This window comes from Octadecabacter sp. SW4 (assembly GCF_008065155.1).
In the GTDB taxonomy this organism is placed as follows: domain Bacteria; phylum Pseudomonadota; class Alphaproteobacteria; order Rhodobacterales; family Rhodobacteraceae; genus SW4.
Window position 1 is genome coordinate 3,154,332 of record NZ_CP042819.1, and the last position, 15,547, is coordinate 3,169,878.

The 15,547-nt window shown below is 58.2% G+C and carries 13 protein-coding genes and 1 tRNA gene; 4 read left to right on the forward strand and 10 right to left on the reverse strand.

The annotated features are described in order from the left end of the window. Positions 1-18: 18 nt before the first annotated feature. The 10 genes from queG to FTO60_RS15725 all read right to left on the reverse strand — a co-directional run bounded on the left by queG (position 19) and on the right by FTO60_RS15725 (position 12,972). A complete protein-coding gene (gene queG, locus FTO60_RS15680; protein ID WP_148056830.1) occupies positions 19-1,056 on the reverse strand; it encodes a tRNA epoxyqueuosine(34) reductase QueG in 1,038 nt (345 codons plus the stop codon). Continuing rightward, a complete protein-coding gene (locus FTO60_RS15685) occupies positions 1,057-1,734 on the reverse strand; it encodes a glutathione S-transferase family protein (protein WP_148056831.1) in 678 nt (225 codons plus the stop codon). 63 nt (positions 1,735-1,797) lie between these two features. Further along, positions 1,798-2,535: a monofunctional biosynthetic peptidoglycan transglycosylase gene (gene mtgA, locus FTO60_RS15690; RefSeq protein ID WP_148056832.1), complete on the reverse strand. Its 738-nt coding sequence runs from the start codon at positions 2,533-2,535 to the stop codon at positions 1,798-1,800. A gap of 33 nt (positions 2,536-2,568) precedes the next feature. Further along, a complete protein-coding gene (locus FTO60_RS15695; protein WP_148056833.1) occupies positions 2,569-3,498 on the reverse strand; it encodes a Hint domain-containing protein in 930 nt (309 codons plus the stop codon). 160 nt (positions 3,499-3,658) lie between these two features. After that, on the reverse strand, positions 3,659-8,197 hold the full coding sequence (gene gltB / locus FTO60_RS15700) for a glutamate synthase large subunit (RefSeq protein ID WP_148056834.1): 4,539 nt from the start codon (positions 8,195-8,197) through the stop codon (positions 3,659-3,661). A gap of 11 nt (positions 8,198-8,208) precedes the next feature. Continuing rightward, entirely contained in the window at positions 8,209-8,919 is a 711-nt protein-coding gene (locus FTO60_RS15705; protein ID WP_148056835.1) for a hypothetical protein, read from the reverse strand. Next, positions 8,916-9,596 (reverse strand): hypothetical protein, encoded by a 681-nt coding sequence (locus FTO60_RS15710; RefSeq protein ID WP_148056836.1) that lies wholly within the window; start codon positions 9,594-9,596, stop codon positions 8,916-8,918. Before FTO60_RS15710 ends, FTO60_RS15705 begins: the two co-directional genes overlap by 4 nt. Beyond that, positions 9,593-11,026: an NAD(P)-dependent oxidoreductase gene (locus FTO60_RS15715; RefSeq protein WP_148056837.1), complete on the reverse strand. Its 1,434-nt coding sequence runs from the start codon at positions 11,024-11,026 to the stop codon at positions 9,593-9,595. The genes FTO60_RS15710 and FTO60_RS15715 overlap by 4 nt, the downstream gene beginning before the upstream one ends. Positions 11,027-11,182: 156 nt before the next feature. Beyond that, a complete protein-coding gene (locus FTO60_RS15720) occupies positions 11,183-11,989 on the reverse strand; it encodes an undecaprenyl-diphosphate phosphatase (protein WP_148056838.1) in 807 nt (268 codons plus the stop codon). A gap of 5 nt (positions 11,990-11,994) precedes the next feature. Then, positions 11,995-12,972, reverse strand: a complete 978-nt coding sequence (locus tag FTO60_RS15725) for a complex I NDUFA9 subunit family protein (RefSeq protein WP_148056839.1) — start codon at positions 12,970-12,972, stop codon at positions 11,995-11,997. A gap of 199 nt (positions 12,973-13,171) precedes the next feature. On the opposite strand from FTO60_RS15725, the gene FTO60_RS15730 reads away from it, so the two are divergent. From FTO60_RS15730 to FTO60_RS15745, 4 genes are all read left to right on the forward strand, one after another. Continuing rightward, a tRNA-Leu gene (locus tag FTO60_RS15730) sits at positions 13,172-13,258 on the forward strand. Positions 13,259-13,335: 77 nt separating this feature from the next. Continuing rightward, a complete protein-coding gene (locus FTO60_RS15735) occupies positions 13,336-13,947 on the forward strand; it encodes a ribonuclease D (protein ID WP_148056840.1) in 612 nt (203 codons plus the stop codon). Position 13,948: 1 nt separating this feature from the next. Beyond that, entirely contained in the window at positions 13,949-14,917 is a 969-nt protein-coding gene (locus tag FTO60_RS15740; RefSeq protein ID WP_148056841.1) for an SIS domain-containing protein, read from the forward strand. 4 nt (positions 14,918-14,921) lie between these two features. Further along, the gene (locus FTO60_RS15745) at positions 14,922-15,515 is read left to right on the forward strand and encodes a hypothetical protein (RefSeq protein WP_254696830.1); all 594 of its coding nucleotides are present in this window, start codon (positions 14,922-14,924) and stop codon (positions 15,513-15,515) included. The last annotated feature ends 32 nt before the right edge of the window (positions 15,516-15,547 follow it).

The window sequence follows — 15,547 nt, forward strand, 5'->3', positions numbered from 1 at the left end:
CCCGCGCGCAATGGCTTGCTAGGGGGTCAGACGCGCAATCGCCCAGCGCGCCGCATCGGCAACCTCGGCGGCGGGATCATCCACATGGAGCCGGGCCGAATCCATCAGTCTCGCCTCACCGGAATTACCAATCGCATAAAGCACATTTCGCAGGAAACGGTTTCGCCCGATCCGCTTGATGGGACTTCCCGAAAACAGCGCACGAAACACAGCATCATCAAGTGTTGCCAGTTTTGCCAAATCAGGCGCAACCAGTTCAGGGCGTGCGTGATATTTTGCCTCGCGCGCCTCTTGCGCGAACTTGTTCCACGGACAAACCGCAAGACAATCGTCGCAGCCGTATATCCGATTGCCCATCAAGGCGCGCAGATCTTCGTCAACCGGCCCGTGATGTTCGATTGTCAGGTATGAAATACAACGGCGCGCATCCAGTTGGAACGGCGCGGGAAACGCATCTGTCGGGCAGATGTCCAGACAGGCCGTGCAACTGCCACAGCTTTCAACGCCAGCTTCGTCCGGTTCAAGCGTGACAGTCGTAAAAATCGCCCCCAGAAAAAACCAGTTTCCCAGATCGCGCCCCAGCAGATTGGTATGCTTGCCCTGCCAGCCCAGACCCGCCGCCGCGCCCAGGGGCTTTTCCATGACCGGCGCCGTGTCGACGAACACCTTGATTTCGGCACCGTCGGCCTGATCAATCAGCCAGCGGGCCAGGCGTTTCAACCGCTTCTTTACGACATCATGGTAGTCACGGTTCTGCGCATAAACGGAAATCGCCGCGCGGTCAGGCTGGTCCAGCACCGCAAGTGGATCATGGGTAGGCGTATAGGGTTCGGCCAGCATGATTACGGATCGCACCGCAGGCCAAAGGGCACCTGGATCAGCGCGCCAGCCTGCGCGCTCTGCCATCCATGACATTTGCCCGTGGCGACCATCGGCCAAAAATGCCGCAAGCCGGTCCGGCAGGTCAGGAACGGCATCGGGGCGGCACACACCCATCTGCGCAAACCCCTCGGACAAGGCCTGCGCGCGCAATCGTTCCTTGAGGTCGGCAGTCACCTAGAAATCAAGATCGGCGTAATGTGACGGCTGTGGAAAACCCGACACCTGATCAGCCAACAAGGACCGAAACGCAGGGCGCGATTTGATCTTGGCATACCAATCCTTCACGACTTCGGAGCGGTTCCAGTCCACGTCACTGACGTAATCAAGGCAGGACAAATGCGCTGCTGCTGCAAAATCCGCCAATGACAGGTCATTTCCAGCCAACCAGCGCCGCTGATCCAGCAACCACGCCATGTAATCCAGATGATACTTGATCGCTTTGGACCCGGCCTTGACGTTGCCGCTGTCAGGGTAACCTGTTCCCATGAGCTTGCGAAACACCCGCTCTCCCAACAGTTTCGACGTCACCTCGGCGTTGAACTTGTCGTCAAACCACGCGACCAAGCGGCGCACCTCGTAACGCTGTTCCGCCGCTTTGGGCAAAAGGGCCGGCTCGGGGTGGATTTCTTCAAGATATTCGCAAATCGCGGTGCTATCTGCAAACGTCCGGCCATCCATACGCAACACAGGCACCTTGCCTGCCGGATTGCGGCGTAAAAAGTCAGGGTCTTGTTCCCAATAGCGTTCTTCGACCAGTTCAACTTCGATACGCTTTTCAGCCAGTGAAAGGCGAACTTTGCGCGAAAACGGCGAAAGCGGAAAATGATAGAGCTTGTGGGTCGCGTTGTGCATCGGAACCTTACCAACTAAGACCCCACTTCAATGCCCGATTGCGCGGCGGTGATCAATCCCGAGTCATCTTTCAAAACATGCCGCGCGGCCGTCCGCCAGAATTGTCGCTGCACCATCGACGATACCCGCCGCACGATTACGCACATATCGCGAGGGCTGACTGGCAGAACGCCCCTTGGGATCAGGTAGGATCGCGGCAAGGCGCGCCGCCTGCACCGCGCTCAGATCGGCAGCGCGAACACCAAAGTAGTGCACGGCGGCTGCTTCGATACCAAACACGCCTTCGTCGAATTCGGCGACGTTCAGATAAACCTCGAGAATACGCTGTTTACTCCAGACAGCCTCGACCACCGGGGTCATGCCCGCCTCAAGGGCTTTGCGCAGCCAGCTGCGGCCTTGCCACAAGTAGACGTTCTTAACGACCTGCTGGGTGATGGTTGACCCGCCGCGCGCACCACCTTCATCAAGGGCGGCGCGAATGGCATTCACATCCAGCCCCCAATGCAGGCAAAAATTGGCGTCCTCGGCGGCAACGACAGATCGCGCCATCACGGGGGCGATATCTTCGATCGCGACCCATTCCTGCGCGACACCACCCACGCGCCGCCCTTCGGAAAACATGTAGGGCGTGGTTGGCGGATTCACGAATGCAAAGACGACTGCGGCCAAAACAACAATGCTCAAGACAAGCAACCCCCCTCGGATGATCCAGCGCCGCACCCAAAGGATTGACCGCGTGATCGGGCCACGCCCGTCCTTGCCGGATTTTGCCTTTGATGTCGCTTTGGATCGCTTTGCCATTGCTTGGTATAAGTCACGGGCAGCGCCCCGTGGTCAAGCCGCCAGTGGTGCAGAAAGCACGCTTGCCTCGCGGCCACGCAGCACACAGCGCGCGGTTTCGATGGTGTGACAGGGTGCATCGCCGGCAAACTCGGGAAAGAGCGCCGAAATCTCTGCTCGCAACTCCGGGTCCCCGTCCATCATCACATCGCCGGGGAAAAAGGTTTCCGTGGCGATCCCTTCGGCAAAAACGACCTCGTGCTTGTCGCACATGATATGATGGTAAGACACGTCACGCATCGGCAGCCGATGGATCGTATCCCCGTTCACAAGATGCTTGGCTGCCACGAAAACCTCGTCCTCTCCAAAGAACAGCTCTGCGCGCCAGCCGGTGATCAGAATGCGGTGTTGCGGTGAAACAAGCAGCGCGCGATCGTTGCCCAACGCGTTCGGTGCAAAGCGGATCGGCGTAAAATCACCACCGCCAATGACAGTGCGGCTGCCCGTCCAAACCAAAGGTTGTAGGCCGCTATCCTGCGTCATGATCAAATCACCAACGCCCAGATCCTCGACCCGTCGCAGCCCCTGATCGGTTTCGATCAGGGTTCCCGCGACAAAACAGGGTGGGCCAAGGTCCGACACCAGAAGCGGGCCTTGCCCATTGACCCAGGTCGACGACACGAATGTTCCGTTCTGGAGGGCCTGACCATCCGTCGGCGTGAAAACCTGTTGCCCGTTGGCAAGATAAAAAGTGGTTCCGGTGTAAGTCACGTTCCCCACACCTGCCACATTGATCGTTACAGTATCACCCGGATAAGAGCTTGAGATATCAGAGCCATTCACGCTGTCATTGTCGAAACGGTCAAAATCATTGTCGTCGTTTTGATCAACAAGCGTGAGATTCACATAGTTCAACGCCGTTCCACCCGCTGGCGGGTTGGCCGGATCCATCAGGAAAAACTGGTCTGTATAACTCGTTGGCATGACTGCCTCATACTCACTGTTGTCAAATTTCGGACAGTGCGTGGTATGAAGGCCGATTGTGCCGCGATTGGGGTTACGTTGAGGTAAGTTTTAGCCAAATTGCGGCAAAGCCGTGGCCAATCGACCCCGGCTCTGCGCTATTGTTTGCGATTTGGAAACGCTATTCGGCAGGCACCGCAGCGCTTTCATGTGACAGTGGTGCTGGGATATGAACCAGCATTTCCTTGGGGCACAGCTGAAGAAACTTGCCTTTTTCATAGTCCCAATGCTGCAGAATATCTGCGGCCTTGCGGCTTCCCGTCTCAGCCAGATGTTCTTGGATCAGGTCTTTGAGCTGGGTTTCCCAGTGATCGACCGTTACCGGACAGGCGACCAGTGTTTCCATATTAATCAGTGGAGCCGCATCGCCATTTTCGTCATAAATATAGGCCATGCCACCCGTCATACCAGCGCCAAAGTTCGCGCCAATCGACCCAAGGATCACCGCAACCCCGCCGGTCATATATTCACAGCCATTGCTGCCACAACCTTCGATCACGACCTTTGCACCGGAATTGCGCACTGCGAAACGCTCGCCTGCGCGCCCTGCGGCAAACAGATAGCCATCGGTCGCACCATAAAGAACGGTGTTGCCGATGATCGTGTTCTCGGACGCGACCAGCGGGCTTGCCATTGGTGGACGCACGGTAATCATGCCGCCCGACAGGCCCTTGCCGACATAATCGTTGGCATCCCCCGAAACTTCGATCTTGAGGCCAGGTGCGGCGAACGCCCCCAGCGATTGCCCCGCCGAACCTTTCAGCTTTACCGTCAGGTGGTCGCGCTGCAGCGCGTTGCGCATCCCGAAGTTCTTGACGATATGGCTGGATGTGCGCGTGCCAATGGTGCGCAGCGTGTTCTGCACCGCATATTCCAGCTGCATCTTTTCCCCGTCATCAAGGAAGCGCGCGGCGTCCTTGACGATTTCAGCATCCAGCGTGTCAGGCACCGCATTGCGCGGCTTGTTCCGGTCGTAAACGATATCGGCCGCGCCATCGACGGTAATCAGCAGTGGATTCAGATCAAGATCATCCAGATGCGCCGACCCACGTGACACCTGCGTCAGCAGATCAGCGCGGCCAATCACATCATCCAAGGACCGCGCGCCGATACTGGCAAGGATTTCGCGCACTTCGGTGGCGTAAAACGTGATCAGATTCACAACCTTGTCCGCCGTTCCTGTAAACTTGTCGCGCAAGGCTTCGTCCTGGGTGCAGACACCAACCGGACAAGTGTTGCTTTGGCACTGGCGCACCATGATACAGCCCATCGCGATCAGTGCGGCGGTGCCGATGCCGTATTCCTCGGCCCCCAGCATCGCGGCCATCACGATGTCACGGCCCGTGCGCAAACCGCCATCGGTGCGCAGCGTAACGCGGCTGCGCAGGTTGTTCATCGACAGGACCTGATGCGCCTCGGTCAGCCCCATTTCCCACGGAAGGCCCGCATATTTGATAGAGGTCGCGGGCGACGCGCCCGTGCCGCCGTTGTGGCCAGAAATCAGGATGATATCGGCCTTGGCCTTGGCCACACCGGCGGCAATCGTGCCAACCCCACTTGAGGCGACAAGTTTCACCGTCACCTTGCAGCGCGGGTTGATCTGTTTCAGATCATATATCAGCTGCGCCAGGTCCTCGATGGAATAGATATCGTGGTGTGGCGGCGGCGAAATCAGCGTCACACCTTTGGTTGAATGGCGCAGACGGGCGATCAGGTCGGTAACCTTCATGCCGGGCAGCTGGCCACCTTCGCCGGGCTTGGCCCCTTGGGCGACCTTGATTTCGAGCTCTTCGCACTGGTTCAGGTATTCGGCCGTGACGCCGAAACGCCCCGATGCAACCTGCTTGATCTTGGCAGAAGGATTGTCGCCATTGGGTTCGGGCACGAAATGCGCGGGGTCTTCTCCGCCCTCGCCACTGTCGGATTTTGCACCGATCCGGTTCATTGCCACGTTCAGCGTTTTATGCGCCTCGGGCGACAGCGCGCCCAGCGACATGCCTGGCGTCACGAACCGCTTGCGGATCGCGGTAATACTTTCGACCTCTTCGATCGGGATTGCGTCACCCATCGGTTTGATCGCCAGCAAATCACGCAAATGGATTGGTGGGTTGTTCTGCATCAGTGACGAATACTGCTTCCAAACCTCATAGGACGCACGGTTACAGGCGTTCTGCAGGAGGTGCATGGTCTGCGCTTCCCAGGCGTGCTTTTCACCCGAACGGCGCGCCTTGTAGAACCCGCCGATGGGCAACACATCACTGCCCCCACGCCAACCGGCCTCATGCACAGCGGCGACTTTTTTCTGGATACCGCTGACGCCGATACCGGAAATGCGTGACTGCATGCCGGGGAAATATTCAGCGACCATCGCGCGGGACAGACCCACAGCCTCGAAATTCAGGCCACCACGATAGCTGGAAATCACCGATATCCCCATCTTGGCCATGATCTTGAGCAGGCCTTGGTCAATCGCGGTGCGATAGCGCGCCACAGCCTCGGTCAGGGTGCCTTCAAGCAACCCACGCCCGATGCGATCCGCAAGCGAATCTTCGGCCAGATAGGCGTTCACGACCGTCGCGCCACAGCCGATCAGCACAGCAAAATAGTGCGGATCAATGCATTCAGCCGGCCGGATATTCAGCGAACAAAACGTGCGCAAACCCTTGCGTGTCAGCCAGCTATGCACCGCGCTGGTCGCCAAAATCATGGGCATCCCGACACGGTCCTGGCCCTGAAACTGATCCGTCAAGATCAGGTGGCCAGCTCCCGAACGCACGGCATCTTCGGCCTCGGCGCGGATACGTTCCAGCGCCTGGCCAAGGGCGGCGGGGCCACCATCAGCGTCAAAGGTGCAGTCGATTTCGGTGCAGGTCGCGTTGAATGCGGCCTTCAAGGCGTCCCATTGCGCATTACCAACAAACGGGCTGTCGAGTACCAGAATTTCGGTCTGGCTGGAATCCTCGTCCAATACGTTCTTGAGGTTCCCAAACCGCGTCTTGAGGCTCATCACTCGGAATTCGCGCAAGCTGTCAATCGGTGGGTTGGTGACCTGGCTAAAGTTCTGGCGAAAGAAATGCGACAGCGGGCGATATTTCTCCGACAGGACCGCGCTTGGCGTGTCGTCACCCATCGAGGCAAGCGTTTCTTTGGCGTCCTCGGCCATCGGGGCCAAAATCTGTTCAAGCTCTTCAATCGTGTAGCCCGCCGCGATCTGGCGTTTGCGCAATTCAGCACCCTCAAACAACGGCGTTTCAGTCACTGATCCTAGCGCCTCGTCCAGTTCATTGATCTTGCCGACCCATTCACCAAAGGACCGGCCCGCGGCCAGTTTGTCCTTGATTTCGACATCGTGGAACAACCCGCCTTCGCGCATGTCCACCGCAATCATCTGCCCGGGGCCAAGCGCGCCTTTTTCAACGACACTTGCCTCGTCGATCGGCACCATACCCGCCTCGGAGCCGGCAATCAGCAGGCCGTCACCCGTCACGACATAGCGCATGGGGCGTAGCCCGTTGCGATCAAGACCGGCGCAAACCCAGCGACCGTCGGTCATGGCAAGGGCGGCCGGGCCGTCCCAAGGTTCCATCACGGAGTTGCAGTAGGAATACATGTCACGCCAGGCCTGCGGCAATTCGGTCGCCTGCTTTGACCAGCTTTCGGGCACCAGCATGGTCTTGGCCATCGGCGCGCTGCGGCCCGCACGCACAAGAATTTCAAACACAGCATCAAGCGCACCGGAATCCGACGACCCAAGCGGAATAATCGGCTTCACATCCTCTGCCATGTCACCAAAAGTGGCGCTCGCCATGCGGATTTCGTGGCTTTTCATCCAGTTGACGTTGCCCCTGAGGGTGTTGATTTCACCATTATGGGCCAACATCCGAAACGGCTGCGCCAACCACCACTGGGGAAAGGTGTTCGTGGAATAGCGCTGGTGATGGATTGCAAAAGCGCTCTCGAACCGGTCATCCAGAAGGTCGGGATAAAACTCGGCGACCTGCTCGGCCAGCATCATGCCCTTATAGATGATAGATCGGCACGACAGTGATGCCAGATACAGCTCGCGGATACCCGCAGCGGCAGACGCTTTTTCAATGCGACGACGAATAACATAAAGTTCACGTTCGAACTGTTCCTCGTCCACACCCTTGGCATTCGAGATCAGGATCTGTTCAATCTCGGGGCGGGTCGCGTTGGCCTTTTCGCCCAGACAGGAAATGTCGACGGGCACATGCCGCCAGCCATAGATATAATAGCCCATCCGCAGGACTTCGGTTTCGATGATTGTGCGGCATGTTTCCTGCGCGCCGAAATTCGTGCGCGGCAGAAAGACCTGGCCGACAGCGATCATTTCATTCTTGCGCGGCTCGTGGCCGGTGCGACGCACCTGATCATAGAAAAATTCAACCGGAATTTGCACGTGGATACCGGCACCATCACCGGTCTTGCCATCCGCATCGACAGCGCCGCGGTGCCAGATCGCCTTGAGCGCGGCAATGCCGTTTTCCACAACGCGGCGGGACTTCTTGCCGTCGATCGACACGACAAGTCCAACGCCACAGTTGGCTTTCTCGTCCTCGTGGGCATAAAGGCCGTTTTCAGCCAACCATTCGCGGCGGGCGGTTTCGTCAGCGGCCCAGCGATCATCATATTGCGTCATGGTATGCTCCTTCATGGTGCGCTTGCCCGCGTGGGCAAGGGAATATCAACGGGGTCTGCCGAAGACAGAATAACGTCACAGTCATAGATCGGTTCGGCGGCCAGAAAGCCCGGCTCGCCGGGAAAAGAAAACTCAACCGGCGTGCTGTCGCGGCTATAAGAGTCGTTGGCTGTGGTGACCTGGCGCGTGCCGGACAGAAAGACGCGCCAGTCGCGATTGATGAACTCGCCTCCCTCGGAACGCCAAAGCTCTTGACCGCTTATGTTGCGTGCCGTCATCTCATATTCAGTTTCTTCCAACTGCACGCCATCAATCACAACCGTGCGGCCAGTCAATCGATCAAGTCCGGTAAACTGTGTCACACCGACCTGATCCGACGTGGTGCTGAAATTCCACGAATCCGCACCAACTTCGAGAAGATCACTGAATGACGCCGGATCTTCGATCACCGGGCCAAGAATTTCGGTTTCGCCTGACAGCGGGCTGTAGCTTTCGACCCATTGGGTCTCTGCATCGATGGTCGACATATAGACCATGCCCGCCTGCGTAAGGTCGACGCGCCGCTGATACCCCTCGGGATCGGTGGCGCAGATGAAGTTATGCGTCACCGTGCATTCGCGCTTTTGGATTGTCACATACCCTTCACAGCCCTGCGGCAGGTTGAATGTCTGCGCGGCGGCGGGACCAGCCAGCGCGGAAATGAACATGGCAGCGCGGATCATCGCGTGGCCTCGTAGCTGCTCATGATGGTGCCGCAACCGTATTTTGGTTGATCGGTGAAAAAGCCCGCCTCGCCCGGATAGATGAATTCGACGGGCGATGCATCAAACTGTTCGTCAGGCGCGTCGGTGCTCCACGAGGTGCCAAAAAAGAACAGGCGGTGACGCTCGCTTACATATTGGCGGCCCGCATTGGACGAAATAATATTTCCCTGTGGGTCGATCTGGTCGTAGGCGTATTCGGTGTTCAACAGCGGCTCGCCATCAATCACAGTTGTTTCGCCGGTCAAACGGTCATAGCCAACATAGCGTTCCGGTGCAGCGTTGATACTGGGCACAGTCGTGAAGTCGTATGTGTCATAACCTTCACCGAACAACACCGTCAGGCTTTCGGGATCAGGCGCGGGCAGCACCATTGTTTCGGTGCGCGGCGGCATCGCATAATAGGTTTCGAGCCACTGAAATTCGCGGTCAACCTTGCGAACCTGAAACGGGCCCATCTGGGAGAACACGGCTATCCACTGATCGCCTTCGGCATCGCCCGCGCAGGTCCAAACATTAGAGACGATGCACGCGCGATATTGCACTGTCAGCGTCCCGGTGCAGCCCTGCGGCGGCTGGAACGACTGGGCAAAAACAGGTGCGCCCAGCAATGCAAGAATGAAAGCAACGCGGATCATTCGGCGGCCACGCTTGCGGCTTGGCTGATGTAATCAAGAATTGCATCAGCCGCTTCGCGCCCGTCACGGATTGCCCAGACGACAAGGCTGGCGCCCCGCACAATATCGCCCGCCGCATAAACACCTTCGAGGTTGGTTTTGCCAGTGCCAAAATCGGCCTTGATCGTTCCCCATCGGGTGACTTCAAGATCGGGAGCGCCCCATAGGGTAGGCAGGTCCTCGGGCTCAAAGCCCAGCGCCTTGATCACCAGATCCGAACCTTCGACATAATCGCTGCCTTCGATCAATTCCGGCATCTGACGCCCCGACACGTCGGGCGCACCAAGGCGCATCTTCTGCACCATGACACCTTCGACGGCATCGCCCGTGAACCCCTTGGGGGCAGCGAGCCAGACAAATTCAACGCCTTCTTCTTCGGCGTTTTGCACTTCGCGCTGCGAGCCGGGCATGTTGGCCTTGTCGCGACGGTAAAGGCATTTCACGCTTTCTGCGCCCTGTCGGATCGCGGTGCGAACACAATCCATCGCCGTGTCGCCGCCACCGATGACAACCACTTTCTTGCCAGCCGCGTTCAATTCGCCGCTTTCAAACTCTTCGACAACATCGCCGAAACTTTTGCGGTTGCTGGCGGTCAGATAATCAATCGCGCGTACGATCCCTTCGGCACCAGACCCGGGTGCCTGAAGGTCGCGTGTCTTGTAAACACCCGTGGCGATCAGCACCGCGTCGTGTTTGCCGCGAATGGCGTCGAACGACAGGTCTTCGCCGACATTGCAATTCAGGACAAATTCGACACCGCCGTCTTCCAGTTGCGCCATCCGCTGCATGACGATGTCTTTTTCCAGCTTGAAGCCCGGAATACCATACGTCAGCAGACCGCCACCGCGATCATACCGGTCATAAACCGTGACCTGCACACCGGCTCGGCGCAAACGATCGGCCGCCGCCAGCCCACCAGGGCCGGCACCGATGATTGCCACGCTTTCCGTGCGCTCGATCGCAGGGCGGATCGGCTTGACCCAGCCCTGATCGAACGCAGTGTCGGTAATGTATTTTTCGACGGCGCCGATGGTAACAGTGCCGTGGCCAGACTGTTCAATCACACAGTTGCCTTCGCACAACCGGTCCTGCGGGCAGATTCTGCCGCAAATTTCGGGGAACGTGTTGGTCGCCTGTGACACCTCATAGGCTTCTTCCAACCGCCCTTCGGCCGTCAGGCGCAACCAGTCGGGGATGTTGTTGTGCAGCGGGCAATGGGACTGACAATAAGGCACGCCGCACTGGCTGCATCGGCTGGCTTGTTCTTCGGCCTTGTCGCGGGCGTATTCGGCGTAGATTTCGTCGAAATCCTGACTGCGCAGGTCAGGCACGCGCTTTTCAGGCATATCCCGCCCGACCGTCACGAATTTCAACATCTTTTGACCAGCCATGCCACATCCTCCGTCATGATCCCGGAGGTATCTGATAGAATGGGTCTGCCGCAATGAAAAGTCAGCAACACTGACCTAAATACGGTATTTTCGGTGGCGCGCTCAAGATTCTTGCGCAGGCGGCAGTATTTTAGGTCAGCATGCCTTACCTAGCAGCTATGCCCCAACCAAAAGAGCAACCATCGCAACGCCGCCGACGATGATTCGCCACCAGCCAAAAATCCGGTATCCATTGTGCGTCACATAGTTCAGCACCCAACGCACAACCAATACCGCCGTGATAAACGCCATCGCAAAACCGACCGCGATTTCGCCCATCGCCGAAGCATCCAGCACATCGCGGTTTTGATACAGATCATAGGCAAAGGCGCCTGCCATCGTCGGCATTGACAAAAAGAACGAAAATTCTGCCGCGGCGCGTTTACCAACTCCCAGCATCAGCGCGCCAACAATCGTCGCGCCCGACCGCGATACGCCCGGAATCATCGCCAGAACCTGAACCACTCCAATCGCCAGCGATTTGCCAATCGGAATCTCGGTGGCATCCTCATGCACGGCAGGCGGCGCAATGCGATCCACGAACAGCAGCACAATCCCACCAAGGATCAGCATGACTGCGATCAGCATCGGCGTTTCAAACAAGATCGTTTTGATAATCCCATGCGCCAAAACACCAACGACCGCAGCCGGCAAAAAGGCGATCAGCACGGACAGGATAAAGCGGCGCGCCGCAGGGTCATGAGGTGCGTCGCGAAACACCGCCCACAGCTTGCCAGAGTAAAGTGTCAGAATTGCCAGAACCGCACCAAGCTGGATCACAACCTCAAAGGTTTTGCCCGCGCTTTCAAACCCAAGGAAATACCCCGCCAGCAGCAAGTGGCCGGTCGATGATACCGGAATAAACTCCGTCAGCCCCTCCAAGATACCAAGGAAAAAGGCGATCAACATTGTAGGTTCGGTCATGTATATCAGACCTTGAGATTACGCGCGGATTCTTTGATCTCGCTGTACTGGCCTGACGGGCGAAAGCGCCACAGATAGTCAGGCAGGATCGCCTCCATCGGCACGGGCGCAATGCCCAGCGCCGCAAATCCCTGCGCACCCTGCGCGACGATATTGTCGTTCTTGAGATTGATCACCTGATCCTTGGTAAGAGGGCCGCGCACCATACCCAGCGACAACACACGCCCAACGCTGAAGCCGAACGCCATGAGCCGTGCGATCGGGAAGGGAATGTTCACAACCATGCGGCGGCGACGGATCACATGCAGCATCGTGCCCATCAATTCGCGAAAGGTATGCACATCGGGGCCACCAAGCTCGTAGACGCCAGACAAATCCCCCGTCACGCCAAGCACTGCCGCCTGCGCAACGTCATCGACATAGACCGGCTGAAACAGGGTGTCCGCACCAACGACTGGCACGACAGGTCCGAAACGAGTCATCCCGGCGAAGCGGTTAAAGAAATCATCCTCGGGTCCGAACACGATTGACGGGCGCAGGATCATGGCCTTGGGCATATGCTGCAAAACACCTGCTTCGCCAGCGGCCTTTGAGCGGGCATATTCGCTGTCCGACTCCGCATCGGCACCGATTGCCGAAATTTGCACCATGCGGGTGATCCCTTCTGCGGCGGCGATCCGGGCGACACGCTCGGCACCATCCGCCTGCACGGCATCAAAGGTGTTCTTGCCCACCTCGTCGAGCACGCCAACACAGTTCACAACCGCATCGGCACCCTGGGACACGGCGCGCACGCTGGCATCGTCACGAATGTTGCAAAAGACCGGCTCGACCTGCCCGACAACACCGTAAGTGCGCACGAACATCGCCTCGTTGGGGTTACGCACGGCGACGCGCACGCGCCATCCCTCTTTGGCCATGCGGCGGGCAATATAGCGCCCGACAAACCCTGATCCGCCGAAAATCGTGACAAGTTTGGCCATGAGGAACTTCCCTGCTGCTGCTTGGGCTTGGGTTTACCCCCACGCCCCCCGTGAAACAAGGCGCATTTGAGCATGGTTTGCGCAGTTTTACCGCGGTGGTTTCCTGCTAGGCAAACTTTGTGCCATCAATCCACAGTCGCAGCGGAATCGCGTTGACAGCACCCGCCTGCACGCTTACATCGCCCCTCACGTGATCTGTGCCCAGATGGCGGAATTGGTAGACGCGCTAGCTTCAGGTGCTAGTACTGGCAACGGTGTGGAGGTTCGAGTCCTCTTCTGGGCACCATTCATCCCCTTAGACATTGTGGTGTGGCGGACGGCTGCTATATGACGGGGCAGCGCCCTTTCAGATGAGTTTCGCCGATGACCAACACGCTTTACCAGAACGACCTGCCCGACGGGCTTGATCTTGGCCCCGTCGTCGCGATCGATTGTGAAACGATGGGACTGAACCCGCATCGCGACCGACTGTGTCTGATCCAGATGTCGGGCGGCGATGGCAACTGCCATCTGGTGCAGGTGGCCAAGGGGCAGACCAGCGCTCCCAACCTCTGCAAGATGCTGGCCGATCCGAACGTGTTGAAACTGTTTCACTTTGGCCGCTTTGACATTGCGGCGATGCTGCATGCCTTTGGTGTGGTCACGGCCCCCGTTTACTGCACCAAGATCGCCTCAAAGATGGTACGCACCTTTACCGACCGGCACGGGCTGAAGTTTCTGCTGCAGGATCTTGTCGGCGTCGACATCTCGAAGCACCAGCAACAGTCAGATTGGGGCGCCGAAACCCTGACCGAGGCACAGTTGGATTACGCCGCCAGTGATGTGCTTTACCTGCACAAGCTGCGCGACGAACTGGACATGCGCCTTGCCCGCGAAGGCCGCACCGAAATGGCCCAGGCCTGCTTTGATTTTCTGCCGATGCGCGCCCAGCTGGACCTGACCGGCTGGCCCGAAATCGACATATTCGCGCACTGATATGCCAAATTCAGAAACCTTCCTTCAGACCGCCCGCCGCGTCATCACAACCGAGGCCGATGCGCTGAACACGCTTGCCAACGGCCTGTCACAGCCCTTTGCCGATGCTGTGGAATTGCTGCTGAACGCCAAGGGCCGTGTGATCGTATCCGGCATGGGGAAATCCGGCCATATCGCCCGCAAGATGGCGGCGACGTTCGCAAGCACGGGAACGCCTGCGCATTTCGTCCACCCCGCCGAGGCCAGCCACGGCGATCTTGGCATGATGGCGCAGGGCGATGTTGTGCTGGTGCTGTCCAATTCAGGCGAAACACCCGAGCTGGCCGACATGGTCGCCTATACGCGCCGCTTTCGGATTCCGTTGATCGGGGTCGCCAGCCGCGCCGACAGCACGTTGATGAAACAGGCCGATGTGGGCATTCTTTTGCCCAAAGTCGCCGAAGCCTGCACCACTGGCGTTGTCCCCACGACCAGCACCACAATGACTCTGGCGTTGGGGGATGCATTGGCCGTTGCGATCATGGAACATCGCGCATTTACACCCGAGAACTTTCGCGAGTTCCATCCGGGCGGCAAACTGGGTGCGCGCCTCTCAAAGGTCAGCGATCTGATGCACAGCGGCGATGCGGTGCCTCTTGCCAGCACCAGGGCCCCCATGAGCGACACCTTGCTGACAATCAGCCAAAAAGGATTTGGTGTGGTTGGCGTTCTGGATGACGAAGGATATCTTTGCGGTATCGTCACCGATGGTGACCTGCGCCGCAATATGAACGGGCTGCTTGACCTGACCGCAGGCGAGGTGATGACCAAGGCGCCGACAACGATCGGACCCGATTCATTGGCCGAGGAGGCTGTGGCGATCATGAACGACAAGAAAATCACCTGCCTGTTCGTGGTCGATCCCAGGGGATCAAGAAACGCCAAGGGCATTCTGCACATCCACGATTGCCTGCGGGCCGGGGTGGTTTAGACTGATGGGTGCCGATAACCTGTATTCGCAGGTCGTCGCCTACCTCAAGGTTGCCTTGCCGCTGGCCGCCATCGCGCTGCTTTCAACCTTGTTCCTTTATTCGGACAGAAGCGGCAGTGAAACCGAAATTCCCTATGCCGAGATCGAGGCCATTGCCCGCGAGCCCCGCATCGCGTCACCCAATTTCACCGGTATGTCCGAGGACGGATCGGTGATTTCCATTTCTGCCCAGACAGCACGCCCGATCGAAGGTGAAAGCAGCTTTCTTGTTGATGGCCTAAACGCCGAAATCGACACCGCCGAAGGCACGCACATTGAAATTCGCGCCGGTGAGGGATTTGTAAATACCGCGCAACGCATCGCACGGCTTGAAGGGCTGGCGCGGGTGGTCACATCAAATGGCTACGAGATGGAAACCAGCGGGCTGACGGCCTCGCTTGCATCGGGTCGGATCGAATCCCACGGCGCGCTTGAGGTTCGCACGCCTTTTGGCTCGCTGACAGCGGGGCAATTGGTGATCGAAACACCCGAAGGGGCCGATGGGCAGCGGATGCTTTTCAACGAGGGCGTTCGCCTGATATACACGCCGCAAGAATAAGGAACTTTTCAATTGTCACTTTCGCGCGCCCT